A 23865-nucleotide genomic window follows, 5' to 3' on the forward strand; every position below is an offset into this window, starting at 1 on the left:
TCCGTTCACCTCTGGAGGAACCCATGACTGCCATTGCCTACCGCCGTGCCGATGTCGACGGCTTCAACGTGTTCTACCGGGAAGCCGGGCGCGCCGACGCGCCGAAGCTCCTGCTGTTGCACGGCTTTCCGAGTTCTGGCCACATGTTCCGCGACCTCATCCCGAAGCTCGCCGACCGCTTTCATATCGTCGCGCCCGATCTGCCGGGCTTCGGTCAATCGGACTTGCCGGACCGGGGCCAATTCGCGTACACGTTCGAGAATATCGCGAAGGTGATCGCGCGTTTCACCGAGCGCATCGGCTTCGACCGGTTCGCGGTGTACGTGTTCGACTACGGCGCGCCCACGGGCTTTCGCCTCGCGCTCGCGCATCCCGAGCGCATCACGGCGATCATTTCGCAAAACGGCAACGCCTACGAAGAAGGCCTGAGCGACGGCTGGAATCCGATTCGCGCTTACTGGCAGGACCCGTCGCCGGCCAATCGCGACGCGCTGCGTGCACTGCTCTCGCGCGAAGCGACGATCTGGCAATACACGCACGGCGTGCCCGATGCGTCGGCGGTGTCGCCGGACGGTTATTCGCTCGACGACTACTATATGAACCGCCCCGGCGCGCACGAGATCCAGCTCGACCTGTTCCGCGACTATCGGAACAATGTTGCTTTGTACCCCGAGTTTCAGGCGTATTTCCGCACGCATCGGCCGCCGTTTCTCGCCGTGTGGGGCAAGAACGATCCGTTCTTTCTGCCTCCGGGCGCGGAGGCATTCAAGCGCGACCTGCCGCAAGCCGTGGTGCGCTTTTTCGACACCGGCCATTTCGCACTGGAAACGCACGCCGACGAGATCGCGACGGCGATCACGGAATTTCTCGAATAATGATTGGCAATACTGATCGAGTGAGGAGCGGGAAGATGGCCGGAAAAGTCGCAATCGTAACGGGCGCGAGCCAGGGCATTGGCCGTTCGACGGCCGTGAGGCTGGCGCGTGACTTCGACGCGAACGTCGTGGTGGCGCGCAGCCGCGAGCAGCTCGAAGAGACCGCCGCGCAGGTGAGGGACGCGGGCGCCGAGGCGCTCGTCATCGACATCGATCTCTCGCTTGCCGATGCCGCGCGGCAAGTGGTGGAGCAAACGCTTGCGGCATATGGGCGTATCGACGCCTTGCTCAACATTGCGGGCGCGGTGCCGCAGATCGATCTGTTCGAGATGACCGACGAGCAATGGGAGCGCGGTCTCGCGCTCAAACTGCACGGCGCGCGGCGCCTGACGATCGAAGCGTGGCCGGCACTTAAGGCCAGCGCGGGCGCGGTCGTGCTGATGTCGGGCAATTCGGCCGTGTTCCCGAAGGCGCCTTATGCGGCCGTGGGCACGATCAACGCGGCGATCGTCGCGCTGGCGAAGGCTTTTTCGGACCGCGGCATCGCGGACGGCGTGCAGGTCAACAGCGTGCTGCCCGGACCCGTGATGACGGGTCGCCGCCAGTCGTATCTGGAGTACTGGGCGCCGCTGCATGACATGAGCGTCGAGGAAGCCACGGCGAAGTTCCCGGCCGAAGCTGGCATTGCGCGCTACGGAACGCCCGGGGAAATTGCCGACTTGATGGCGTTCATCGTATCGCCCGGCGCGCACTGGATGACCGGCACGACGCTGAGGATGGACGGCGGCGAGGTCAAGTCGATCTGAGTGGCGAGGCGCGCTGGTTCCCGCGCTGGCGCGCCTGGTCATGAAACGAGATTCGGCGGGGTGGGTGTTGTGTACGCGGTCGTCGGGGGGACGCCGCTGCAGCCGTGCGAGCGGCGCCATGAGCGCCGCGCTCGACCGCGTGCGCCGGTCTGCTGCTCGTGGCGCTGCCGCTCGCGCTGGCGGCATGGTGGGCTTCGTCGTCGGTTGCGTCCGCAACGTCTGCCACAACGGCTGCAGCGGCGGCGGGAGGCGCGCACCCATGAAGCATGCGGACAAACGTCCGCAAGCGCGCGGCGTGCGCCAGAGCATGGCCGATCTCCATACGTGGGCCGGTCTGCTCGTCGGGCCAGCGCTCGTGGCTCGACGCCCATAACGCGCTTTCAGTGTTCGGCCTGCCGTTCCACCTTATGATCACGTACACGGGCCTCGTCACGTTGATGATGATGTACATGCCATGGCGCTCGCGGCGCTGCACGCCGCGCCACCGGTCGCGTGCGAAGCCGGCGGACAAGCGCCGCGTGAGTGCGCTTGCGGCGCAGGAGGACGCATGATGCCGCCTTTCGCCTTGATACTGTGCGTGCCCGCCTTTGCGTGCCTCGCGGCGGCCATGGAGCGTCATCAGGAGACGCTGTTCGGCGCGCGGTTGCCCGCCGCGCTCTCCCGCGTTCTGCGCTGTGCCGGATGGTGCGCGTTGCTCGTTGCACTGTGGCTGGCGGTGGCGGGGAAGGGCTGGGCGCCCGGGCTCGTCTGGTATGGCGGTTGCACGATCCTGGCAGCGGGCATCGTATATGGAGTCCTGATTGTCTATGCGCAACGAGCGTCGGCGCGGTGAGGTAAGGGCTTCGCGGCATTTGCAAACATGCCGGTTTTCATGCTTTATTTAAGCTGCGGTTACAGATCGGCGGCCTTCATTCATGTCGCATTGGGTGTCTTGCGCCGACAACGGAACCAATTTCGCGCCGAGGTCGTTCCGAAGCAAGCGACTAGTATAGGAATACCAATTACCTGGTGCGTGAAGGAGTTGCAAACATGAAAAAGCTTGCGCTTATGTTGCTTCCTGTTCCGCTCACCATGCTGGCGCCGGTCGCTCAAGCGCAAAGCAGCGTCACCCTGTACGGCGTGATCGACGAAGCCTTTCAGTTCGTCCACAACGCCGACGCTCAGGGCAAAAACCTGTATCGGATGCAAGGCGGCAATCTGCAAGGGTCCCGCTGGGGGTTGAAGGGAACGGAGGATCTGGGCGGCGGCCTGAAAGCGATCTTCCAGCTGGAAAGCGGATTCGACATCAATAGCGGGACTTCGGAGCAGGGCAGCCGCCTGTTCGGCCGCCAGGCGTTCGTGGGCCTGACGCACCAGCAGTACGGTACGCTCACCCTGGGTCGTCAATATGACCCGGTCGTCGACATGGTCCAGCCCCTTACCGCAGACAATTACTGGGGCAGCACCTTCGCGACGCCAGGCGACGTCGACAACAACGACAACAGCTCTCGTACGAACAATGCGATCAAGTATCTCTCGCCGCAGTTCGCGGGCTTCCAGATCGAGGGCATGTATGCGTTCGGCGGCGTCGCGGGTGCGACGGGTTCGCAGCAGACCTGGTCGGCGGCGGCGAGCTATGTGACTGGCCCATTCAGCATCGCGGCGGGCTACCTCCGCATGACTAACGCAAACTCCACGATTCCCCGCACCAACTGGACCAGCACCTCGGACGGCACGTTCGATGGCGGTTTTCAGAACCTTGCTTACGAAACCGCCAAGTGGGTCGGCATTGGCTCCGTCGCGCTGCAATACGTGGCCGGACCGTGGACGTTCGGCGGCCGGTATAGCAATGCGCAGTACAAGGCCGACGCGCAATCGCTTTTCCCGTCCAATCAGCGCTACAACGTCGCTGGCGGTTTCGTGAACTATGCGCTCACGCCGGCGTCGCTCATCGGCGTTGGCTATACGTGGACGCACAGCGCGGGCGACACCTCGGCGACCTATAACCAGGTCTCGCTGGGGGGCGACTACAACCTCTCCAAGCGTACCGACGTGTACCTTGTCGGCGCGTGGCAGCACGCCAACGGCACGCAGCGCGTACCGACCGCAACGGGTTCCATTCTGACCACCGCGGTCGCTTCCGTGGCGGACTATGGGCTGAACGGCAGCTCAAGTTCGCAAATCATGGTGAGCCTCGGCATCCGCCACAAATTCTGATCTCCCGCAGCATCGCTTTTGCGCCCGCCGCACCGCATGGCCGTTCCGGCCGTGCGCCGGCGGGTGTGTCATCGCGCCGGCCAGCCGTTATCGCTGACGGTAGGACCATGGTCTGATTGTCTTCGCTGTGCCGCTCCCACATCATTGAACAGACCACTGCGCCGGTCGCACGGCGCGGTGTTTGCCCCGCATCCGGGCGTCGTGCCGTCAGCACGACTGTCGCTTGCCAACCTCCCGCCGATCGCAGCAGGCGTAATCGGCGCGCTCTCGCACGCGCTCAAGGAGTTGATATGGATACCTATATGAATCGTCGGACCGGCGCCCTGTGCGCCGCCGTGCTGCTTCTGATGAGTGCCGCGCAGGCAACGCCTATTGCCTATCCCGCGAAGGGGCAGAGCGCGCAGCAACAGCATGCGGACGAATCGGCGTGCTACTCGTGGGCGAAGAGCAACACGGGAATCGACCCGAAGCAGGTTGCGTCGACGCCACCGCCGCCTTCGGGCCCGGCCGTGGGCGGCGGCCAGCGTGTCCAGGGCGCGGCGCGCGGCGCGGCGGGCGGCGCGGTGATTGGCGCGATCACCGGCGACGCGGGCAGGGGCGCGGCAGTGGGCGCGGCGGCCGGCACGATGGTGGGTGGCTCACGCGCGCGGCAGGACCGGCGTGCCCAGCAGGCGAACGCCCAGCAACAGCAGCAGGGCGCGATCGACACGTTCAACCGTGCCTTTGCCGCGTGCATGCAAGGGCGCGGCTACACGGTGCAGTAGCCCGCGCGGAGCGCGCTGTGGTTTCGGGCGGCGTAAGACCAAGGTCCGATTTGTCCTGTGCGGGGCGTCTGAGACTATGTAACTGACGATGAGCAACGATGTGCGAGCAACGTCTCATTCTCGCGTGAGCTTTGATCCGCATGCGTGAGTGCCGTGTCCGGGCTGTAAAAACTCAATGGAGGACAACAATGAAGCGACGGATTTTTGTGCTTACGGCGGCGGCCGCGGTTGGGCTCGCTGTTGCGGGTTGCAGCACGACCACGAGCAGTGGGACGAGCGGCGCGACCGACGCGGCAAAACGCCAGGAGATCGATGCGGCCGTGGACGGCACGATGTCCCGGCTGTTCTCGACTGTCCCGGGCTCGCAGGAACTCGTTTCCAAGTCGCAAGGTGTGCTGGTGTTTCCTTCGGTCGGCAAGGCAGCGTTCATTATTGGCGGGTCATACGGCCAGGGTGCGTTGCGCGTAGGTGGATCGACAGTCGGGTACTACAGCACGGCGGCCGCTTCGTTCGGTTTGCAGGCAGGGGTGCAGTCGACCGCCGTGATCTTTCTCTTCATGACGCAGGACTCGCTCGACAAGTTCCGCAACTCGAAGGGCTGGTCGGTTGGCGGCGACGTTGCCGTTGCGCTCGTCAAGGTCGGTGCGAATGGGCAGATCGACACGAGAACCGCAACGGCGCCGGTCCAGGCGATCGTGATGACCAATACGGGCATCATGGCCGATGCGTCGGTCGCCGGCACCAAGGTGACGAAGCTCGATCTGTAACAGGAGATCGCGATGCCGTACCTCAAGTGGGTTGTTTCAGCAGTCATCGTCGCCGCGGCGCAGCTTGCCGCGGCCCAGGGCCAGACGACGGCCAACGTGACGCACGAGCCGGGTAAGGCCACCGTCACCGGCATGCACAAGGTGACGGCGACCATCACGAAGATCGACGCCGATACCCGCACCGTCACGCTCAAGCGTCACGACGGCAAGATGGTGGAAGCCGAGCTGGGACCGGAAGTCAGAAACTTCGACCAACTAAAAGTCGGCGATGTCGTGACGATGACCTATAAAGAATCCCTCACGCTGAGCCTGAAGAAGGGAGGCGACGGCGAGACCTCGGTACAGGAAACGCCGAAGGCCGAGCGCGCGGCTGCCGGCGAGAAGCCCGGCGGCATGGTCGGGCGTGAGGTGAAGGTCACGGCGAATGTCGTGGCCGTCGACGCCAAAACGCAAACTGTCACCTTGATGGGACCCGAAGGCGGGACGATGGACCTGCGGGTCGAGGATCCCCAACAGCTTGCAAGCGTGCAGGTCGGCGATCAGGTCGAGGCAGTGTATACGGAAGCGTTCGCCGTATCCGTCAAGCCTGCACAACACAAGTAGTCGCGCATGGGACAGCCGCTTGCGCTCAGGATGCCGGTCGGCGCGCACGGCGGCGCCGGTCTGGCTGTCCTCACCGGTAACCGGACGCTTGGTCAAATGAACAACGTGACACGATCCGTGGCCGTCGTCGACGACGAGGAGTCGGTCGGGCGAGCGATCCAGCGCCTGTTGAAGTCGGTCGGCATCGACTCCGACGTGTACACCAGCGGCGAGGCATTTCTAGACGCGCTGGCGGCCGCGGCGCCTCACGCGCCGGCGTGCGTGGTCCTCGATATCCAGATGCCTGGCATCAACGGTATCGAGGTGCAGCGCCGGCTTGGCGGCACCGGCATCCAGTGCATCGTGATTACGGCGCACGACGATGCGCGGGTGCGCGAGCAGGCACAGGCAGCCGGCGCGGTTGCGTACCTGCGCAAGCCGTTCGACGACTCCGCGCTCATCGGCGCGGTCCATGCGGTGCTCGGCGTGCCGCCGCCAGGCTGACGCCCCGCATGCCGAATCGGTACAGCGACGATGAATCGACCACGCCATGACCGGATCCAGCAAGGCCCCGCCATGAAGCGCGCCGAGCTTCTTGTTTGCCACGACTGCGATCTCATGCAGCGCGGCGCGCCTTGCTCGCCCGGTGGCACGCTGCGCTGCCTGCGCTGCAACGCCGAACTGGAGCGGGATCTTCCGGAAAGCCTCGGGCGTGCGCTCGCATTCGCGTTGGGTGCGCTCGTGCTGTTCGTCATTTCCAACCTGTATCCGATCGTCGGGCTCTCGGTGAACGGCAATCTCGTGCGCACCACGCTGTGGCATGCGGTCGAGATTCTCTACCTGGACGGCATGTGGCCCATCGCGGCGCTGGTGTTCGCCACGACGATCCTCATGCCGGGCATGCAGGTCATGTGCCTGCTCGCCCTCCTCGTGCCGCTTGCGCTCAACCGCGCGCCCTGGCAGGCGCCGCTCCTGTTTCGCGTGATGTACACCGCGCGGCCCTGGGGCATGACCGAGGTGCTGATACTCGGCCTGCTGGTCGCGCTCGTGAAGCTGTCACATATCGCAACGGTCGTGACGGGTGTTGCATTGTGGTCGTTTGGCGCGTTGATGCTGGTGCTCGCGGGCGCGAGCGCGGCGTTCGACGCGAGGCAGTTCTGGTCGCGCGTGGCGCGCGCGACGCAGCCGGCCAACGCGGTCAAGGTGGCCGACGCGCCCAGCGTGACAACGAACTTCGCGCGTGGCCAGGAGGCCGGAGCACGAGGCGAACGCGCTGCAGGTCCGCTCACGGGCGCCGCCTGCGGCATCGCGCGCTGCCATGCGTGCGGGCTGCTTGCGCGCATGCCGGCAGCCGCGCATGCGGCGACGTGCCCGCGCTGCGGCAGCGCGCTGCATATGCGCAAGGTTGCGAGCCTCTCGCGCACGTGGGCGCTTCTGGTCGCGGCGATGGTGCTGTACGTGCCAGCGAACGTGCTGCCCGTCATGGACACGAGTTCGCTGTTCGGCACGCAAAAGGACACGATCATGAGCGGTGTGGTGTATCTGTGGGTGTCGGGTTCCTGGCCGCTCGCGCTGCTCGTGTTCATTGCCAGCATCGCCGTGCCCATGCTGAAGATTCTCGGGCTTTCGTATCTGACGTGGTCCACGCAACGCCGCTGGACATGGCTACCCGAGCAACGCACGCGCATCTATCGACTGATCGAGCTGGTCGGCCGCTGGTCGATGCTCGATATCTACGTGATCACGATGCTCGTCGCGCTGGTGCAGTTCAACGCGCTCGCCACGATCAGGGCAGGGCCCGCTGCGATCGCTTTCGGCGCCGTCGTGATCCTCACGATGTTCGCCTCGAACATGTTCGACCCTCGTCTCATCTGGGACGCGATGGAGCGCGAAAATGGCAGCGCCCGGTAACGACAATTCCTTGCCGGACCTGCCCGAGGCGAAGCCGGTGCGCGGCTCGCGCTGGCGCATGCAGATCGTCTGGCTCGTGCCGATCGTCGCGGTGCTCATTGGCGGCTGGCTCGCGGCCAAGGCGATCATCGAGGAAGGGCCGACCATCACGATCAGCTTCAAGACCGGCGACGGCCTCGAGGCCGGCAAAACGAAGATCAAGTACAAGGACGTCGATATCGGCGTAGTGAAGGCGGTCACGCTCTCGCCCGATCACAAGCGTGTGATCGCGACGGGCGAACTCGTGAAGGACGCGGCGAGCATGCTCGTCGACAACACGCGCTTCTGGGTCGTTCGTCCGCGCATTTCGGGCGGTACGGTTTCGGGCCTGAGCACGTTGCTCTCGGGCTCTTTTGTCGGCATGGACGACGGCAACTCCAGCAAAGCGCGCCGCGACTTCGTGGGGCTCGAAGTGCCGCCTGCGATCCCGAGCGACATTCCGGGGCGCGAATTCGTGCTGCACAGCATGAACATGGGCTCGCTCGATGTCGGGTCGCCCGTGTTTTTCCGCCGTCTTCAGGTCGGGCAGATCGCCTCCTATGAAATGGACCCGAACGGCAAGGGCGTGACGCTACGCGTGTTCGTGAACGCGCCCTATGACAGGTTCGTACGCAGCGATACGCGCTTCTGGCACGCGAGCGGGCTCGACGTCTCGCTCAGCCCGGACGGCGTGCAGATCAACACGCAGTCCGTGGTGTCGCTGCTCATTGGCGGCGTGGCGTTCGAAGCGCCCGACGCCGGCGGTGAATCGCCCGAGGCCGACGCCGACTCGAAGTTCGAGCTTTACGCCACGCACGCCGACTCGCTGAAGGAGCATGACCGCATTGTCGACACCTACGTCGTGACCTTCTACGACTCGGTGCGCGGGCTGACCGTGGGCGCGCCCATCGATTTCCGCGGCGTCGTGATCGGCGAGGTCACACGCATCTACACGCGCTTCGACCCAGTCAAGAAACAGTTCAGCATTCCTGTCGAAATCAATCTCTATCCGGAGCGCTTTACGTCGCGCTTCGAGAATGGCCAGCCGGCCGGGCGCCTCACTTCGCAACCACGCCAGCTTGCCGAGTTCCTGATAGCCAGCGGCTTCCGGTTCCAGCTGCGCTCGGGCAATCCGCTCACGGGGCAGCTCTACGTCGCCTTCGACGTTTTCCCGGACGCGCCGAAGGCGAAGATCGACTGGTCGAGAACGCCACCCGAACTGCCGACGGTGCCGCGCACGCTGCAGTCGTTGCAGGATTCGCTCACGCGGCTGCTCGCGAAGCTCAACGGCATTCCGTTCGAGGCCATCGGTGCGAGTGCGCAGCGCACGCTGCAAAGCGCGAACGACGTGGTGGCGAAGCTCGGCACCGACGTCGTGCCGCAGGCGCACGACACGCTCTCGGCGGCAAAATCCACGCTCAACTCGGCCACCGACGCCTTGCAGCCCGACTCGCAGCTCCAGCAGAATACGAGCGACGCCATGCGTGAACTGGCCCGCACCGCCGCCTCGGTGCGCATGCTCACGGATTATCTCGAGCGCCATCCCGAGGCCGTGGTGCAGGGCAAACCAGGAGGCAAGCAGTGAAGCGCCGCAACCTGACCGTGCCTACCGCTTTCGCCGCTGCGCTGGCGTGCCTCGCCGGCTGCTCCTCGCCGTCGCCCACGTTCTATGCGCTGCGCGCCGACGAAGCGAGCGCTGCGACGTCGAGCGCATCGCCTGCCGTGCCAACGGGCGCTGCCGCGATAGATGTCGTCGTCGGTCCTGTGACCGTGCCCGACATGGTTGACCGGCCACAAATCGTCACGCGCAATCCTGACAACACGATCCAGATGAACGAGTTCGCGCGCTGGGCCACCCCGCTCAAACTGGACGTCGGGCGCGTCGTCGCCGCGGACCTTGCGCAGCGGCTCGGTACGGCGCACGTCTCGACATTCGATGGCGCGGCCACCCCGCCGGTCTGGCGCGTGCGCGTGGATATCACGCGCATTGACAGCGTGCTGGGAGATTCGGTGACGATCGATGCGCAATGGGTCGTGCGCCCGCCGGGTCACCAGGCGCTGACGCTCGGCCACACGGTGGCGCACGAGCCGGTGACGAGCCAGGACTACGGCGCGCTCGTCGACGCGCACGATCGCGCCCTCGCCACCATCAGCGCGGACATTGCCGCCGCCATTCGCGCGGACCATGCAACCGTTGGTAGTGCGACGGATTGAGCGTGCCACGCGGGGTCTCATGAAGACGATGCGTTGTGCGTTGTTCGCGCTGACCACGGCGCTGGCGTTGGCGGGCCACGATGCGTCGGGCAGCGTGCCGCGCAACGAGGACACGTCAGCGGGACTCTTCGCGGTGCTCGATTACGTCGTTGCGCCCGCCGAGCCGACGTCCGCGCAGAGCGCGGTGGCGTTGCGCGAGGCCGGCGTCGAGCAGGAGACGATCAAGGCGCGCATCGTCGAAGCCTGGTTCTACCGGCTGCGTGCGGACCCGGCCGTAGCGGTCGCCGTGCCCGGCGGCGTGGCGGGCCTCGAAGCGCGGCTGCGCGGCGACGCGGCGCGCGAGAGCCTGATCCGCGGCGGCATTGCGCGTCTGACGCCGCAGGATCGGTCGGCGTACTTCACGCTGCTCGCGAAATACATGGGCCGCGTGACGCGCAGCAATTGCCAGGGCATGGCGAGCGTGCAGGACATTGCCGGGAGTATGTCGATCGGCAGCATGAGCGATGCCGACACGGCCGAGTATTTCACGTTGCTTTATCGCGTGGTGATCCGTTCCGTACTCGCCGCGCCGGTCACGCTGCCCACGCCCGTGGCGTACGAGCTGGCGCTGCAGCATCTTGACGATGCGGTCAACGCCGCCCTCGCTGGCGATCCGCAATCCGTGGCGCGGCTCGAGCGCGTCACGAACGGCGGCCCTGGCGCCACGATGGCCGACATCTGCTGGGCGAGCGCGGTGCTCATGCGCTCGACGGCGGCGATGAGCGGACCCGATCGCGACGCGCTACTGCTGTACATGCTGGGCGAACACGCCCCGGCGCGACCGTCTGCTCCCGAACCCGCCCACGCGCCTTGACACGCCGCGACGCTGCGTCGGTGTTGCGCCGGTGTGACGTGTCACGGCGAAGCCTTCGACCAGCCCGGGCCCGGATCGAAGGACGTCATCGCTTCGGCTTTCGTCGCGCCGTCCGGGCCGAGGTCGCGCTCGTAGACCTGGCCGTCGTGGCTCACCATGAATGTCTTGATACCGGTGTCGCCGTACCGGACCGGCCACGCGACGACACCAAAACCGCCGAACAGCTTGTTGTTGACCATGTAGTTATACGCGCCGCCCGGCGCGTGCGGACCCTGCGAGGTCAGCAGCTTGTAGTGGTAGCCGTAGTAACCGGCGTTTTGGGCGTTGCGTGCGCCGGCCTTGAGGAATTCGACGCCTAGCGGGCTCGGCGTGGCGTCGGGGCCGGTCGGCCAGTAGAGGCCGTCCTGCTTGCCCGGCGAACTCGCGAGCTTGCCGGCGTAGACCAGCATGTCGCTGCCGTCGTGATAGGTCTGCGCATATTCGCGTTGCGCGTCGTAGACCGCAAGCATCGTCTGCATCACGGCAAGCTCGTTGCGGCCAATGCGGCGCACGCGCATTTCCTCGACACCGGCGTGCGTGTCGAAGTGCCATCCGTGGGCGGTCTTGACGAGCGGGACCGGAAAGGTCCAGCCGTCGTCGCCAACGGCGATCATCGCATGATTCGCATCGGAATCCTGAATGGCGTGCGAGGTCTGCCATTCACTCAGGAATTTGTCGCGGATCTCCGCCCCAACCGGCGGGATGAGCTGGCGGAAATTGGCGCCAAAGAGCGTGCGCAGTTCCGCCTCGTCGTTGCCGGCCACGGCGTCGCCGAACGCGGCCATCGCCGCGTCGGGCGTAGCGAAGGTGCTTTGCCCGGCGGCCGCGCAAGGCCGCGGCGCGTACGCGAGGAGTGCGATGGCGATCGCCGCTGCGAGCGCTGCCGATGCAGCCGGACGGAGAAACTCATGTCTGTTCATGGCCGTTCTCCCTAGCGTCTGCCGCCGCCACGAGCGCCGCCACCGCCGCGCATACCGCCGCCGCCGCTCGGACGATTGAACCCTGAGGACTGCATGCTGGAGCGGCCGCGGCTCGCGTCGCGCTGGGTGGCGCCGCCGCTGCCTACACCCTGGAAGGCGCCATCGCGGCCGCCTCCGCCACCGTAGCTCCCGCCACCGCCTCCGCCATACCCGCCGCCTGCCCCGGTGCTCGCGCGATTGCTCACGCCGGCATTGTTGCCCATGCCGCCGCGACTACCTGTGGCGCCGTTATTGCCGATGTTCCCGCGGTTGCCGCCGGCGCCGTTATCGCCGAGATTCCCGCGATTGCCGCCAGCACCGTTATTGCCAGGGTTCCCGCGATTTCCACCCGCCCCATTGTCGGCGAAGTTCGCGCGATTGCCGACACTCGCGTTATTGCCCGCGCCGCCGCGATTGCCGGTGTTGCCCTGATTCCCGCGGTTGCCATTGCCCAGGCCCTGGCCGCCTGCGCCGCCGCCGCGGTTGCCGGCGCGGTCAGCCACGCTGGCGCCGTTCTGGCCGTTCTGGCCGTTCTGGCCGTTCTGGCCGTTGCGGCCGCGATAGTCGCGGCGGCCGTCGGCGCCCGCCACGTTGTTGCCGAATTTCTCGCGCGTAGCATTGTCACGGTAGGCAACGCCCTGGCGGTGGCTCGAATCGTGCTGCCACCTGCCTCCCTGGACCTTCGTGCTGTCGAAATTGCGATTGACGTTTCGCGCCTTGTCCACGTTGATGTTGACGTCGCCGCCGCCCCAGTTGCAGTCGCTGAAGATCGCGCCCGCGGCGGCGAGCCCGACGCCCCACGCGAAGCCGGTCATCAGCGCGCCGCCGGGATAGTAAGCGGGATACGGCGGCCAGGCGTACGGCGGGTAAGCCGGGTAGCTCCATGCGCCGTACACGACCGTGGGGTTGTACGCGGGCACGTAGATCACCTCGGGGTTGGCAGGCTCGATCTTCACGATGGTCTGGCTGGTCTGGCCGCCTTGCGCGGGCGGCTGTTCGACCACGACCTTCTGCTGCTCGTTGCTCTTCAGGTTACCCGAGTCCTGTGCGCGCGCACGCAGGCGCTGCACCGCGGCGAGCACATCCTTTTCCTGGGCGAGGAATGCGTCACCGAGCTTCTGGGTCCAGTCGAGCTTGTCGTTCATCGGTTCAAGCGCCTGCGGGAACGCGACGAGCGATTTCACGCTCGTGTCCCAAGGCTGGTCCTGCACGGCCTTTACGGCTTCGTCGCCCTTCAGCTTCGGGTGCTCCTTGACCCAGCGGGCCGCGTGCACGATTTCGAGCGGGTAAGTCGATGCCATCAGGACCTGCGCCAGCACCGAATCGGGATAGAGCGCAATGGGCGCGACCAGCGCCTCGAGCTCCTCGGGTTTGTAGGGGGCGGGCTGCGGCGCGTCTTGCGCGCGCACCGCCTGAGCGCCTGTCACGAGCAACGCGAACACGAGCAGGCAGACCGTGTACGTGCGTTGTTTGATCCATGAGGTCATGGCCGATCCTTCCATTCGTTTGCTCAACCGGACTGTGGGACGGATAGCGACAACGTGAAGGGGCGAGCGCGTGCGCGCGCATTCTTTTTCGAGTGTGGCGAGGCGGAGAGCCCCACGGGTATAGTCCGGTAAGCCGCTCTGTGCTGGCAATCGGACCAGAGTCCTATTGACACCGGAATGGCGCCGCAATGATGCTATTCACTCGTCGAGGCTGGCAGCGCCGATACCTGGAGATCCAAAGTGAAAATGCGATTTGCTGCGCCGTGTGCGATGGCGCTCCTGCTTTGTGCGCCCGTTTTCATGTCTGAAATATTTGCGCAAGCGGGAACGATGGGTACGAAGCAGATGCGGGACGTGCAACGCAAAGCGGAGCATAAGGCCCGCTCGAACCAGTCCCAGCAACATAGCCAGCAAAATGCGACGCAGCATCATGCGGCGAGTGCAGCCGCGCCCGCTTCGGCGCCTTGATCGCCAACGGCACCGAACGAGCCGTCACGCGCTGACAATGTGACGGATCCTGCACGGCTCATCTAGCGCGTTTCCATGTCGAAATAATGGCTGCGGTTATTTCATAAAAAACATAATAGATAATTCGCGTGAAAAAAGTTTCATTTCTATTCAAATTGAGTAGAGGTCATTGCGCGAGCCATTATCGAAATCAAAGAGGACGTTCGCAAATATTCCGGCAAATAGTCAGTGTATATAGGCTGGCGCAAGCGCATTCAAGGCATGGAGCGCTTGAATGGCGTTGTATGCGGAAAAAATTGTCGAAAACAATTGCGCACGGAACGAATCACCGGCAATTTCTTTCATATAATAAACGCGCGGTGTAAGCGTACAGCGACGCGGTTCCGCAGTCATGATCCCATTCATTCTTTTCTTCAATGACTGACTCAGTCTCCGCAACTCCCGGAGCGTTCTTCGAAAATCAAAAGTAGGCGGTAGTCAGTATTGGGGCGCAACCTGCCTCACAAACGGCCGGAATTCTGGTGCTCGTCAATCCGCCCCGCTCAGGCGCTGAAGCGTTTGAAACGTTTCGCAGGCCCGAGCAGGGCAGCTAGTCGGAGGACACCGTGATCAGGGCAGACATGGGGAACGAAAAAATAAAACTGAACAGGTCGAGAGCCGAGCACGCAGCGGCGAGCCTGCTGGCGTGGCTCGACAGGATCAAGCCACGCAGTCTCCCGAACGGGCGGCTATTGGCCGCGCGCAACACCGCTCACGTATCGGTGCAGGCCACGCAAGCCATCGCGCAAAGCCTGCACAGCGTCCTCGAAGTCGTGCCCGCGGCGGCGCTGGTGATCGACGAGGCGGGCAGCGTCGCAGGGGCCAATGGCATGGCCACCCACGTGCTCGGCTACGCCCTGGGCGAATTGATCGGCATGCGCATTGAAAACGTGCTCGTCGCCTGGCGAAGAGACGCGCGCCCCGTATCGTTCGGCGCACTGAAGACCGCGGAAGGGCTGCCGCATAGCGTGACGCGCGTGGCCATCGCGCGCGCGAAGAACGGCGCCGATATCGACGTGCATGTGAGCGCTTCGGCGTCGCTCGCCGCCGGTCCCACGGCGCGCATGGTGGTCGTCATCGAACCGGAAAGTCGCGACACGACGCTCGCCGAGTCCAGCAACGAACCACGCCGGCTGCGTCGGGAGCGGGCATCCGAAGTGGGCGACATGGCCGCCGCGCTCGCACACGAAGTCGACCAGCCGCTCACGGCCATTCTCAGCAACGCGCAGGCGGCGCAGCGGTTTCTCGCCCAGAGCCCGCCGGCCATGAGCGACCTGCGGGAACTGCTTGGCGAGGTCGTGTCCGATAGCACGCGTGCGCACGCGATCATCCGCAAGATGCGCCAGTCGGCGCGCTGCGAGCCGCCCGAGCTATGCCCGGTCGATGTCGGCAGCCTCGTGCGCGACGTGGTTCGCCTGCTGCGCCGCGAGACGGAAACCTGTGGCGCGGCAGTGGGCGCGCGCATCGAAGACGGTCTGCCGCAAGTGCGCGGCGATGCGGTTCAACTGCAGCAGGTGCTCGTCAATCTGCTGTTGAATGCGCTCGATGCGGTGCACGACTGCCGCGCGGAAGATCGCAGGGTGTGCATCGTCGTCACGGCGAGCGAAGATCGCGGCAAGCTGCGCCTCGCCATCCGCGATCATGGGCCGGGTGTCGATGCCGACCGGCTCGTCACGCTGTTCAAGCCGTTCATGACGTCCAAGCCGCAAGGGCTGGGCCTTGGCCTCTCCATCAGCCGCACCATCGTCATGGCGCACGGCGGCCAGCTATGGGCCGAGCGCAACGCCGATAGTGGCCTGACGTTCCATATCGAACTTCCCGCGGAGGGCGCGTGCGTGCAGACGACTACGCGTTTTTCACCATGAACTCGCCAGCCTCCATCGTGTTCGTCGTGGACGACGACGAGCACGTTCGCAACGCACTCTGCCGCTTGCTGCGATCCGGCGGCTACACGGTAGAGGCCTACGGCAGCGCCAGCGCGTTCCTGCACGGCGCGGATCTGACGAGCGCGCCGGCGTGCCTGCTGCTCGACCTCCAGTTGCCCGACCTGAGCGGCATTGAGTTGCAGCAGCGGCTCGAGGGCAGCGTGCCGATCGTCTTCGTTTCGGCCCACGGCGACATGAATACGGCGGTGCGGGCGATGAAGGCGGGCGCATCGGATTTCCTGACGAAGCCGATCGACGCGCAGGTGCTGTTCGAAGCCACGTCACGCGCACTCGAACGCGCGTGCCAGCTATACGAACAACGCGAGCAGCACGCGGAGATCCAGCGCCGGATGGAAAAGCTCACACCGCGCGAGCGCGAGGTCATGGCGCTCGTGGTGACGGGCCGGCCGAACAAGCTCGTGGCCGACGAGCTGGGCGCGGCGGAGAAAACCATCAAGATTCACCGGGCGCGCGTCATGGAGAAGATGAAAGCGAACTCGCTTGCGGATCTGGTGCGGCTCATGACCACGTTCGATGCCGACGCGCCTGAGCTGCACCCGTTTCCGCACACGGGCTGAGGGACCAGGGGAATTAGGGACCAAGGGACAGGGCACGCGCGCCGTCGTCCGGTCACTTCAAATGGCTATTGCGCCAGTCGCGCGGGGTCATGCCGAAGCGCGCGCTGAACCAGTTCGTGAACGAGCCCTGCTGGGCGTAGCCGAGCAGGGCGGACACACGTCCGATGGGATAGCGCGAGTTGCTCATGTAGCGCACGGCAAGTTCGCCCCGCACTTCCTCCACGAGCCGCGTGAAGCTCGTATTGGCGACGCCGAGCTGGCGCTGCATGGTGCGCACGCTCAGCCGCAGATGCGCAGCCACCCCTTCGACGCTAGCCTGCTCGAGCGGCAGCAGCAGGTAGATCGCCTTGCGCACCTCGAGCGCCGTGGAATCGACGCCCGTCGCGTTGAGCGATTCGGCGAGGCTCTCCGCATAGCGCACCAGTTCCGGGTCGGCGGCGGGGTTCGGGTAGTCGAGATCGGCGGCCGTGCACACAAAGCCGTTGAAGTCGCTGCCGAATTCCAGCGGACAGCCGAAAAAACGCCGGTGAAACGTGAGGCTGGGGGGCGCCCGGTGGACGAAGTGCACCGCGCGCGGTTTCCAGTGCTCGCCCAGCAGCGCGCTGGAGTGGCGCGCGAGCACGCCTACGGCAAGCTCGATGGCCTGATAAGTCGGGGTGCCCGGATCGACGACCAGTTCCTCGCGGATCGTGACGGTTGCGCCCGTGTCTTCGACGTACACCGCGAGCGCTTCGTTGAGCAGATGCCGATATTCGGCCGTGGCGAGCAGCACCTCGCGCAGCGTGCGCTTGTGCGCGAGCAGAATGTTGACCACGCCGGTGCCGAACTTGTGACGGGTCTCGGCCATTTGCAGCGCGAAGGTCGGGCACGCGGCCTTTTCCGCCGAACGCTCCAGCAACCGGCACGCGGCGGCGGCGGGAATGCGGTGGTCGGGGGTCGTGAGCGCCGCGGCGTCCACGCCGGCCTCATGCGCAAGCTCGACCGGGTTCAATCCCACGCGCTTTGCCACGTCGAAATAGCCGCTCAGCGAGACCGAGCTCAGCGTTGTTTCCATTGTCGCGACTCCTCCTTGCTGCGCCTCGTCAGCCCGTAAAACATGGGCTTGCGCTTATCTCGGTGTTAACGCCTGGTGGCGCGAAAAACTAAAACGATGGCGCGCGATCAGAAAAGTGTACCGCAGGATTGCCGTATCGTGCATCTCAACGGACAGCCAGGTTCCGAGCGGCATTTCAGGCTCCGCGCCACGTTGCCAAACGTTGAAATACCGTCCCCCATAATGGAGAACACGATGCAATTCCTCGACGATTCGCTGCACCCCGAGAACCAGGACAAGGTTGTGATCACCACCGCGCCGTATGGCCCGGAATGGATGCCCGAAGACTTCCCGGAAGACATTCCGGTGACGATGGAAGAACAGATCCAGAAGGCCGTGGACTGCTACAACGCGGGCGCAACGGTGCTGCACCTGCATGTGCGCGAACTCGACGGCAAGGGCTCCAAGCGCCTCTCGAAGTTCAACGAGCTGATCGCGGGCGTGCGCGCCGCGGTGCCGGACATGATCATCCAGGTGGGCGGGTCGATCTCGTTCGCGCCGGAAGACGAAGGCGAAGCCGCGAAGTGGCTCTCGGACGACACGCGTCACATGCTGGCCGACCTCGAGCCGAAGCCGGACCAGGTGACTGTGGCGATCAACACCACGCAGATGAACATCATGGAGCTGCTCTACCCAGAATACCTGGCCGGCACCTCGCTCTCCAACCCGGCGTTCATGGCCGCGTATAGCGAAATGACGGTCCCCGCCGGTCCGGCATGGGTCGAGGAGCATCTGCGTCGCCTGCAGGCTTCGGGCATTCAGCCGCACTTCCAGCTCACCGGCATCCACGCGCTCGAAACGCTCGACCGCCTCGTGCGCAAGGGCGTGTACAAGGGCCCGCTGAACCTGACGTGGATCGGCATTGGCGGCGGCTTCGACGGCCCGAACCCGTTCAACTTCTTCAACTTCGTGCATCGCGCGCCCGATGGCTGCACGATCACGGCGGAATCGCTGCTCAAGAACGTGCTGCCGTTCAATATGATGGCGATGTCCATGGGGCTGCACCCGCGCTGCGGCATTGAAGACACGATCATCGACCAGCACGGCAAGCGCTTCACGTCCGTGCAGCAGATCGAGCAGTGCGTGCGCGTGGCGCGCGAACTGGGCCGCGAGATTGCCACGGGCAAGGAAGCGCGCGCGATCTACAAGATTGGCGTGCAGTACGAGACGATCGACGAAACGCTCGCGGCCAACGGCATGGCGCCGAACCGCGTGGCCGGCGTGAAGAACATGCCGCTGCGCGCAGCGTAACCGCAGTGAGGCCCGGCGCCGCGGGCGCGGGCCTCACTGCGGGTGTCCGGCGCTTGCCTTGTGGCCGCCGGCAGACCCGAGAGAACAACGGAACCCGACGAAGAGCGGGCTACCACGGAGACAACCCATGCTTACGCATGCCGAGCCCACCGCGGGCGAATTGATGACGACCAAAACGAGCGTGCCCGCTTACGCGTGGGTGGTGTTCGCCTTGACGGTCGGGCTGCTGCTTTCGGACTACATGTCGCGCCAGGTCCTGAATGCGGTTTTTCCGCTGCTCAAGACCACATGGAATCTTTCGGACACGCAGCTCGGCTCCCTGAGCAGCGTGGTCGCGCTGATGGTGGGCGTGCTCACGTTTCCGCTTTCGGTGCTCGCCGACCGCTGGGGCCGTGTGAAGAGCATCGTCCTGATGGCGGCGCTGTGGAGCATCGCCACGCTTGGCTGCGCGCTCTCGACGAACTACGGCGAAATGCTGCTTGCACGGGCGTTCGTCGGCATCGGCGAAGCGGCTTATGGCAGCGTGGGGATTGCCGTTGTCCTGAGTATTTTTCCGGTGCGGCTGCGCTCCACGATTACGGGCGCGTTCATGGCGGGCGGCGCGTTCGGTTCGGTGCTGGGCATGGCGCTGGGCGGTGCGGTGGCGGCGCAGCTTGGCTGGCGCGCGGCGTTTGGCGCGATGGCGGCCATGGGGATCGTGCTGGTCGTGATCTATCGCCTCGTCGTCACGGAAAAGGGCCTTGCCCCGTTGCAGCCGGCAAACGTGAGCCGCGAGGCGAATGGCCTCGGGATGCGCATGAGCCTGCGCGCGCTGCTCAAGGGCCTGTTTTCCACGCGCTCCGTGGTGTGTGCGTATGTGGGCAGCGGCGTGCATCTGCTCGTGCCGGCGGCCGTGTGGAGCTGGCTGCCGAGCTTCCTGAACCGCTACTACGGCATGGCGACCGGCAAAGCGGCCGGGACTGCCGCCGTGTTCGTGCTGGTGACGGGCATTGGCATGGTGGTGTGCGGCAACCTCGCGGACCGCTTCAGCAAGGATATCGGCGCGCGCAAATGGAGCATCGCCATTGCGTACTGCCTGATCTGCTTCGCGCTCCTCACGGTCGGCTTGCGCATGCCGGTGGGCCCGGCGCAACTGGTTCTGATCGGCGCGGCCATGTTCTTCTGCGCAGGCGCAGCGGGCCCCTCGGGCGCGATGGTGGCGAACCTCACGCCGCCGTCGATCCACGCCTCGGCGTTCGCTACGCTCACGCTGGCGAACAACCTGCTCGGCCTCGCACCCGCCGCGGTGCTCACGGGCATGGCGGCCGACCACATCGGCCTGCTGGGCGCGCTGCAGCTCGTACCGTTCGCGCCGCTCGTGGCGGCAGTGGTTTTCCTGATCGGCAAGCGCAACTACGCCGTCGATCTGGATCGTGTGAACGCACTGCGCGAAGAAGCCGGTGGCCACGCACAACGATGAATTTGAATCGGAAGATTGAGTCCGCTTGACCGGGTTCGAGTCAATGCGTTTGAGTAAAGGATAGGAGATTGAACATGGCGAAAGCAGTGCGCTTCCACGAAACCGGCGGTCCCGAAGTCTTGCGCTACGAGAGCGTCGAAGTGGGCGACCCCGGCCCCGGACAGGTCCGCCTGCGCCATGAGGCCGTCGGCCTGAATTTCGCGGATACCTACTTCCGCTCCGGCCTGTACCCCGTGCCGCTGCCTGCCGGCATGGGCGTGGAAGCCGCGGGCGTGGTCGAGGCCGTGGGCCCCGAAGTGAGCAACGTCGCGGTGGGCGACCGCGTGACCTACACCGGCTTCATCAACACGCTCGGCGCGTACAGCACCGAACGCCTGATTCCGGCGGCCCCGCTCATCAAGCTGCCCGACGCGATTGCGTGCGAAACGGCGGCCGGCATGACCATGCGAGGCCTCACTTCGTCGTACCTCATGCGCCGCATTCACGACTTCAAGGGCGGCGACACGATCCTGCTGCATGCCGCGGCAGGCGGTGTCGGTCTGATCGTCTCGCAGTGGGCGAAGCTGCTGGGCCTCACGGTGATCGGCACGGTGTCGAACGAGGCGAAGGGCGAAGTGGCGCGCGCGCATGGCTGCGACCATATCGTCTACTACGGCCGCGAAGATGTCGCGAAGCGCGTGCGCGAACTGACGAACGGCGTGGGCGTGAACGTGGTGTTCGACAGCGTGGGCAAAGATACCTTCGAGGCGTCGCTCGACTCGCTCAAGCGCCGCGGCCTGATGGTTTGCGTCGGCACGGCTTCCGGTCCGATTCCGCCGTTCAATCCGCAGATCCTCGCGATGAAGGGCTCGCTCTATCTCACGCGCCCGGCGCTGGCGGACTATATCGCCGACCCCGCGGAGAAGAACGAGCTTGCCGGCGAGCTTTTCGCCCACGTTGCCGCGGGCCGCATCAAGATCGAACTGAACCAGCGTTACGCGCTGGAAGACGCGGTGCAGGCGCATCGCGACCTCGAAGCACGCAAGACGACGGGGTCGTCGGTCTTCGTCATCTGAGGAGCGCAGCATGAAAGTCGAACAACTGACCTATGCCATCGGCGCGGAACTGACCGGCGTGAATCTCGCCGATGCCGTTCACGACGACGGGCTCTTTGCCGAGATTCGCGCGGCGCTGCTCAAGCACCGTGTGCTGTTCCTGCGCGATCAGAACATCACGCGCACCGAACACGTGGCGTTTGCGCGCCGCTTCGGCGAGCTGGAAGATCATCCGGTTGCGGGCAGCGACCCTGACCATCCGGGCCTCGTGCGTATCTACAAGAACCCGGACCAGCCCAACGACCGCTACGAAAACGCGTGGCACGCGGACGCCACCTGGCGCGAGGCGCCGCAGTTCGGGGCGGTGCTGCGCTGCGTGGAGTGCCCGCCCGTGGGCGGCGACACGATGTGGGCGAACATGGTGCTCGCCTACGAGAAGCTGCCGGAACACGTGAAGGCGCAGATCGCCGGACTGTATGCGCGCCACAGCATCGAGGCGAGCTTTGGCGCGGCCATGCCGATCGAGAAGCGCCATGCCTTGAAGGCGCAGTTTCCCGATGCGGAACACCCGGTGGTGCGCACGCATCCGGAGACCGGCGAGAAGGTGTTGTTCGTGAGCGCATTCGCGACGCACTTCACGAACTATCACACGCCCGAGCGCGTGCGCTTCGGGCAGGACGCCAACCCGGGCGCGGGCGACCTGCTGCGCTATCTCGTGAGCCAGGCCTATATTCCGGAGTACCAGGTACGCTGGCGCTGGAAGCCGGACAGCTTCGCGATCTGGGACAACCGCAGTACCCAGCACTATGCGGTGATGGACTATCCGCCGTGCCACCGCAAGATGGAACGCGCCGGCATTATCGGCGACAAGCCGTACTGAAGCGCGCAGGAGACCAAAGCAAATGACGCTGAAGACCACACCGACCATCCTGATGGTCCCGGGGTTGCGCGACCACGTGGCGGAGCACTGGCAAACGCTGCTGCAGCAAACGCTGCCCAACGCGGCTTCGGTGCCGCCGCTCGAACACGACAAGCTCAGCTGCGCGGCGCGCGTGGCCGCGCTCGACGCGGCGCTCGCGAAGATCGACGGTCCCGTCATTCTCGTGGCGCACAGTGCGGGCGTGATGATCACGGTGCATTGGGCGCAGCAGCACAGCCGCAAGATTCACGGTGCACTGCTCGCCGCGCCGGCCGACCTCGAAACGCCGCTGCCGCCGGGCTACCCGTCGTTCGATGCATTGGCCAGGAACGGCTGGAACCCGATTCCGCGCAAGCCGCTGCCGTTCCCGAGCATCGTGGGCGCAAGCCGCAACGATCCGCTCGCGCGCTTCGAGCGCGTGGAGGCCATGGCGAAGGACTGGGGCAGCAGCCTCGTCGACCTGGGTGAAGTCGGCCATCTGAATCCCGCAGCGGGTTTCGGCGCATGGCCGATGGCGGAGATGTTGATTCATGAACTTGTCTGATCAAACGTGGGCGGCGCCGGCGAGTCGCGACGCGGGCGAACCACCCGTGCTGACGATCGAAGCGTTCTTCGACTTCATCTGCCCGTGGTGCCTGATCGGCAAGCGCAATCTGGACGCAGCGCTCACGCGTTTCGCGAGTTCGCGGCCCGACGTGCGCGTGCGTGTCCAGTGGCGCTCGCATCAACTGCTGCCGTGGACGCCGCTCGAAGGCATGCCGTATCAGGCGTTCTATCGCGATCGCCTGGGCAGCGCCGAAGCGGTCGCCGCACGGCGTGCGCAGGTGCAGCGCGCGGGACGCGACGCGGGTGTCGAGTTCGCGTTCGAGCGCATCGAGGTGCTGCCGAACACCGGCGCCGCGCACGACCTCGTCACGTTTGCCGCCAGCCGCGGCACACGGGAACAGAGCGCGGCGCTGATCGACCGCCTGCTCAAGGCTTACTTCATGGAAGGCCAGAACATCGGCGATTGCGCGGTGCTCGAGCGCCTCGGTCTCGAATGCGGCCTCGCGCGCGAGAGTCTGGCGGCGCACGTTGCCGCATCGAAGCGCCTCGCGGACCCGACCGGTCAGCGCGCGCCCTACGCCGATCCGCAGGTGAACGGCGTACCGTATTTCGTGTTCAACACGGGTTATTCGCTCTCGGGCGTGTATTCGCCGGTGGCGATGGCGGGCACGATGGCGCTGGCGATCGAACACTGAGGCGGACTGAAGGAAGTCGAGGGGAACGGGAATGACACGTGAAGTACCGGTCGGCATGGCCGACGACCTGGCGCCGGGCCAGCGCAAGCTGGTTTTCGTCGATGGCCGCAGCATCGTTCTGTTCAATATCGAAGGACAGATGCACGCGATCGATAATTCGTGCCCCCACAACGGCGCCTCGCTCGCGAGCGGCCCGCTCGAAGGATACATGGTGCGCTGTCCGGCGCATGGACTGCGCTTTGACGTGCGTGGCGGCTGTATGCAGGGCGCGGGCGGACTAAAGCTCACGACATTTCCTGTGCGAGCCGTGGAAGGAAAGCTGCTGGTGAGTGTGATGGAAACGCCGGCTTCCAGCCAGGCATAGCAGAGCGACATCGCATTCAAGAA

General features: G+C 65.4%; 25 protein-coding genes and 1 pseudogene. 22 read left to right on the plus strand and 4 right to left on the minus strand.

The annotated features are described in order from the left end of the window. Positions 1 to 23: 23 nt before the first annotated feature. The 13 genes and pseudogenes from M3I56_RS07075 to M3I56_RS07135 all read left to right on the plus strand — a co-directional run bounded on the left by M3I56_RS07075 (position 24) and on the right by M3I56_RS07135 (position 10986). Positions 24 to 875 carry an alpha/beta fold hydrolase gene (locus tag M3I56_RS07075; protein ID WP_254353148.1) on the plus strand — a complete coding sequence of 284 codons (852 nt, stop codon included), beginning with the start codon at positions 24 to 26 and terminating at the stop codon, positions 873 to 875. A 35-nt stretch (positions 876 to 910) separates the two neighbouring features. After that, positions 911 to 1681: an SDR family oxidoreductase gene (locus M3I56_RS07080; RefSeq protein WP_254353149.1), complete on the plus strand. Its 771-nt coding sequence runs from the start codon at positions 911 to 913 to the stop codon at positions 1679 to 1681. 344 nt (positions 1682 to 2025) lie between these two features. Next, positions 2026 to 2169: pseudogene (locus tag M3I56_RS07085) on the plus strand (PepSY domain-containing protein); the annotation flags it as partial. 59 nt (positions 2170 to 2228) lie between these two features. Then, complete coding sequence (locus M3I56_RS07090) at positions 2229 to 2513, plus strand: DUF3325 domain-containing protein (RefSeq protein ID WP_254353150.1); 285 nt, start codon at positions 2229 to 2231, stop codon at positions 2511 to 2513. Between the two features lie 197 nt (positions 2514 to 2710). Beyond that, positions 2711 to 3877 carry a porin gene (locus M3I56_RS07095; RefSeq protein ID WP_254353151.1) on the plus strand — a complete coding sequence of 389 codons (1167 nt, stop codon included), beginning with the start codon at positions 2711 to 2713 and terminating at the stop codon, positions 3875 to 3877. 302 nt (positions 3878 to 4179) lie between these two features. Beyond that, entirely contained in the window at positions 4180 to 4641 is a 462-nt protein-coding gene (locus tag M3I56_RS07100; protein WP_254353152.1) for a glycine zipper family protein, read from the plus strand. Between the two features lie 188 nt (positions 4642 to 4829). Further along, positions 4830 to 5408, plus strand: a complete 579-nt coding sequence (locus M3I56_RS07105) for a YSC84-related protein (RefSeq protein WP_254353153.1) — start codon at positions 4830 to 4832, stop codon at positions 5406 to 5408. 12 nt (positions 5409 to 5420) lie between these two features. Continuing rightward, positions 5421 to 6011 (plus strand): copper-binding protein, encoded by a 591-nt coding sequence (locus M3I56_RS07110; RefSeq protein WP_254353154.1) that lies wholly within the window; start codon positions 5421 to 5423, stop codon positions 6009 to 6011. A gap of 96 nt (positions 6012 to 6107) precedes the next feature. Next, the gene (locus tag M3I56_RS07115) at positions 6108 to 6494 is read left to right on the plus strand and encodes a response regulator transcription factor (protein WP_028208093.1); all 387 of its coding nucleotides are present in this window, start codon (positions 6108 to 6110) and stop codon (positions 6492 to 6494) included. A 72-nt stretch (positions 6495 to 6566) separates the two neighbouring features. Next, complete coding sequence (locus M3I56_RS07120; RefSeq protein ID WP_254353239.1) at positions 6567 to 7901, plus strand: paraquat-inducible protein A; 1335 nt, start codon at positions 6567 to 6569, stop codon at positions 7899 to 7901. Further along, entirely contained in the window at positions 7885 to 9504 is a 1620-nt protein-coding gene (locus M3I56_RS07125) for an intermembrane transport protein PqiB (RefSeq protein WP_254353155.1), read from the plus strand. Before M3I56_RS07120 ends, M3I56_RS07125 begins: the two co-directional genes overlap by 17 nt. Then, entirely contained in the window at positions 9501 to 10133 is a 633-nt protein-coding gene (locus M3I56_RS07130) for a PqiC family protein (protein WP_254353156.1), read from the plus strand. Before M3I56_RS07125 ends, M3I56_RS07130 begins: the two co-directional genes overlap by 4 nt. A gap of 19 nt (positions 10134 to 10152) precedes the next feature. After that, positions 10153 to 10986 carry a hypothetical protein gene (locus M3I56_RS07135; protein WP_254353157.1) on the plus strand — a complete coding sequence of 278 codons (834 nt, stop codon included), beginning with the start codon at positions 10153 to 10155 and terminating at the stop codon, positions 10984 to 10986. A gap of 41 nt (positions 10987 to 11027) precedes the next feature. Here M3I56_RS07135 and M3I56_RS07140 read toward each other — a convergent pair whose 3' ends face one another. The 3 genes from M3I56_RS07140 to M3I56_RS07150 all read right to left on the minus strand — a co-directional run bounded on the left by M3I56_RS07140 (position 11028) and on the right by M3I56_RS07150 (position 14344). Then, positions 11028 to 11945, minus strand: coding sequence for a DUF2950 domain-containing protein (locus tag M3I56_RS07140; protein WP_254353158.1), 918 nt, complete (start codon positions 11943 to 11945; stop codon positions 11028 to 11030). An 11-nt stretch (positions 11946 to 11956) separates the two neighbouring features. Next, on the minus strand, positions 11957 to 13471 hold the full coding sequence (locus tag M3I56_RS07145; protein ID WP_254353159.1) for a DUF3300 domain-containing protein: 1515 nt from the start codon (positions 13469 to 13471) through the stop codon (positions 11957 to 11959). A 693-nt stretch (positions 13472 to 14164) separates the two neighbouring features. Next, a complete protein-coding gene (locus M3I56_RS07150) occupies positions 14165 to 14344 on the minus strand; it encodes a hypothetical protein (RefSeq protein WP_254353160.1) in 180 nt (59 codons plus the stop codon). A gap of 200 nt (positions 14345 to 14544) precedes the next feature. Between M3I56_RS07150 and M3I56_RS07155 the strand changes: the two genes are divergently transcribed. Together M3I56_RS07155 and M3I56_RS07160 are read left to right on the plus strand one after the other, a co-directional pair. Next, complete coding sequence (locus M3I56_RS07155) at positions 14545 to 15843, plus strand: ATP-binding protein (RefSeq protein ID WP_254353161.1); 1299 nt, start codon at positions 14545 to 14547, stop codon at positions 15841 to 15843. After that, positions 15840 to 16481, plus strand: a complete 642-nt coding sequence (locus tag M3I56_RS07160) for a response regulator transcription factor (RefSeq protein WP_254353162.1) — start codon at positions 15840 to 15842, stop codon at positions 16479 to 16481. The genes M3I56_RS07155 and M3I56_RS07160 overlap by 4 nt, the downstream gene beginning before the upstream one ends. A 52-nt stretch (positions 16482 to 16533) precedes the next feature. Here M3I56_RS07160 and M3I56_RS07165 read toward each other — a convergent pair whose 3' ends face one another. Next, positions 16534 to 17535 (minus strand): AraC family transcriptional regulator, encoded by a 1002-nt coding sequence (locus M3I56_RS07165; protein WP_254353163.1) that lies wholly within the window; start codon positions 17533 to 17535, stop codon positions 16534 to 16536. Positions 17536 to 17769: 234 nt separating this feature from the next. Between M3I56_RS07165 and M3I56_RS07170 the strand changes: the two genes are divergently transcribed. From M3I56_RS07170 to M3I56_RS07200, 7 genes are all read left to right on the plus strand, one after another. Beyond that, positions 17770 to 18825: a 3-keto-5-aminohexanoate cleavage protein gene (locus M3I56_RS07170; protein WP_254353164.1), complete on the plus strand. Its 1056-nt coding sequence runs from the start codon at positions 17770 to 17772 to the stop codon at positions 18823 to 18825. A 127-nt stretch (positions 18826 to 18952) separates the two neighbouring features. Continuing rightward, on the plus strand, positions 18953 to 20284 hold the full coding sequence (locus tag M3I56_RS07175) for an MFS transporter (RefSeq protein ID WP_254353165.1): 1332 nt from the start codon (positions 18953 to 18955) through the stop codon (positions 20282 to 20284). Between the two features lie 74 nt (positions 20285 to 20358). After that, positions 20359 to 21339: a quinone oxidoreductase gene (locus M3I56_RS07180; RefSeq protein WP_254353166.1), complete on the plus strand. Its 981-nt coding sequence runs from the start codon at positions 20359 to 20361 to the stop codon at positions 21337 to 21339. 10 nt (positions 21340 to 21349) lie between these two features. Continuing rightward, on the plus strand, positions 21350 to 22198 hold the full coding sequence (locus M3I56_RS07185) for a TauD/TfdA family dioxygenase (protein ID WP_254353167.1): 849 nt from the start codon (positions 21350 to 21352) through the stop codon (positions 22196 to 22198). Positions 22199 to 22220: 22 nt separating this feature from the next. Next, positions 22221 to 22781: an alpha/beta hydrolase gene (locus M3I56_RS07190; RefSeq protein ID WP_254353168.1), complete on the plus strand. Its 561-nt coding sequence runs from the start codon at positions 22221 to 22223 to the stop codon at positions 22779 to 22781. Continuing rightward, entirely contained in the window at positions 22768 to 23478 is a 711-nt protein-coding gene (locus M3I56_RS07195; protein ID WP_254353169.1) for a DsbA family oxidoreductase, read from the plus strand. Before M3I56_RS07190 ends, M3I56_RS07195 begins: the two co-directional genes overlap by 14 nt. A 31-nt stretch (positions 23479 to 23509) precedes the next feature. Continuing rightward, complete coding sequence (locus tag M3I56_RS07200) at positions 23510 to 23842, plus strand: Rieske (2Fe-2S) protein (protein ID WP_254353170.1); 333 nt, start codon at positions 23510 to 23512, stop codon at positions 23840 to 23842. Positions 23843 to 23865 lie beyond the last annotated feature (23 nt).

It is taken from the genome of Paraburkholderia sp. CNPSo 3281 (genome assembly GCF_024206515.1).
Taxonomy (GTDB): Bacteria; Pseudomonadota; Gammaproteobacteria; order Burkholderiales; family Burkholderiaceae; genus Paraburkholderia; species Paraburkholderia nodosa.

Bases quoted from the DNA above. Each gene is read 5' to 3' on its own strand.
- M3I56_RS07195 (WP_254353169.1), top strand. From the start codon at position 22,768: ATGAACTTGTCTGATCAAACGTGGGCGGCGCCGGCGAGTCGCGACGCG.
- M3I56_RS07170 (WP_254353164.1), top strand. From the start codon at position 17,770: ATGCAATTCCTCGACGATTCGCTGCACCCCGAGAACCAGGACAAGGTT.
- M3I56_RS07165 (WP_254353163.1), bottom strand. From the start codon at position 17,535: ATGGAAACAACGCTGAGCTCGGTCTCGCTGAGCGGCTATTTCGACGTG.
- M3I56_RS07095 (WP_254353151.1), top strand. From the start codon at position 2,711: ATGAAAAAGCTTGCGCTTATGTTGCTTCCTGTTCCGCTCACCATGCTG.
- M3I56_RS07145 (WP_254353159.1), bottom strand. From the start codon at position 13,471: ATGACCTCATGGATCAAACAACGCACGTACACGGTCTGCCTGCTCGTG.
- M3I56_RS07075 (WP_254353148.1), top strand. From the start codon at position 24: ATGACTGCCATTGCCTACCGCCGTGCCGATGTCGACGGCTTCAACGTG.
- M3I56_RS07125 (WP_254353155.1), top strand. From the start codon at position 7,885: ATGGCAGCGCCCGGTAACGACAATTCCTTGCCGGACCTGCCCGAGGCG.
- M3I56_RS07110 (WP_254353154.1), top strand. From the start codon at position 5,421: ATGCCGTACCTCAAGTGGGTTGTTTCAGCAGTCATCGTCGCCGCGGCG.
- M3I56_RS07185 (WP_254353167.1), top strand. From the start codon at position 21,350: ATGAAAGTCGAACAACTGACCTATGCCATCGGCGCGGAACTGACCGGC.
- M3I56_RS07160 (WP_254353162.1), top strand. From the start codon at position 15,840: ATGAACTCGCCAGCCTCCATCGTGTTCGTCGTGGACGACGACGAGCAC.
- M3I56_RS07200 (WP_254353170.1), top strand. From the start codon at position 23,510: ATGACACGTGAAGTACCGGTCGGCATGGCCGACGACCTGGCGCCGGGC.
- M3I56_RS07120 (WP_254353239.1), top strand. From the start codon at position 6,567: ATGAAGCGCGCCGAGCTTCTTGTTTGCCACGACTGCGATCTCATGCAG.
- M3I56_RS07080 (WP_254353149.1), top strand. From the start codon at position 911: ATGGCCGGAAAAGTCGCAATCGTAACGGGCGCGAGCCAGGGCATTGGC.
- M3I56_RS07100 (WP_254353152.1), top strand. From the start codon at position 4,180: ATGAATCGTCGGACCGGCGCCCTGTGCGCCGCCGTGCTGCTTCTGATG.
- M3I56_RS07105 (WP_254353153.1), top strand. From the start codon at position 4,830: ATGAAGCGACGGATTTTTGTGCTTACGGCGGCGGCCGCGGTTGGGCTC.
- M3I56_RS07135 (WP_254353157.1), top strand. From the start codon at position 10,153: ATGAAGACGATGCGTTGTGCGTTGTTCGCGCTGACCACGGCGCTGGCG.
- M3I56_RS07180 (WP_254353166.1), top strand. From the start codon at position 20,359: ATGGCGAAAGCAGTGCGCTTCCACGAAACCGGCGGTCCCGAAGTCTTG.
- M3I56_RS07175 (WP_254353165.1), top strand. From the start codon at position 18,953: ATGCTTACGCATGCCGAGCCCACCGCGGGCGAATTGATGACGACCAAA.
- M3I56_RS07115 (WP_028208093.1), top strand. From the start codon at position 6,108: ATGAACAACGTGACACGATCCGTGGCCGTCGTCGACGACGAGGAGTCG.
- M3I56_RS07150 (WP_254353160.1), bottom strand. From the start codon at position 14,344: ATGAATGGGATCATGACTGCGGAACCGCGTCGCTGTACGCTTACACCG.
- M3I56_RS07090 (WP_254353150.1), top strand. From the start codon at position 2,229: ATGATGCCGCCTTTCGCCTTGATACTGTGCGTGCCCGCCTTTGCGTGC.
- M3I56_RS07140 (WP_254353158.1), bottom strand. From the start codon at position 11,945: ATGAACAGACATGAGTTTCTCCGTCCGGCTGCATCGGCAGCGCTCGCA.
- M3I56_RS07190 (WP_254353168.1), top strand. From the start codon at position 22,221: ATGACGCTGAAGACCACACCGACCATCCTGATGGTCCCGGGGTTGCGC.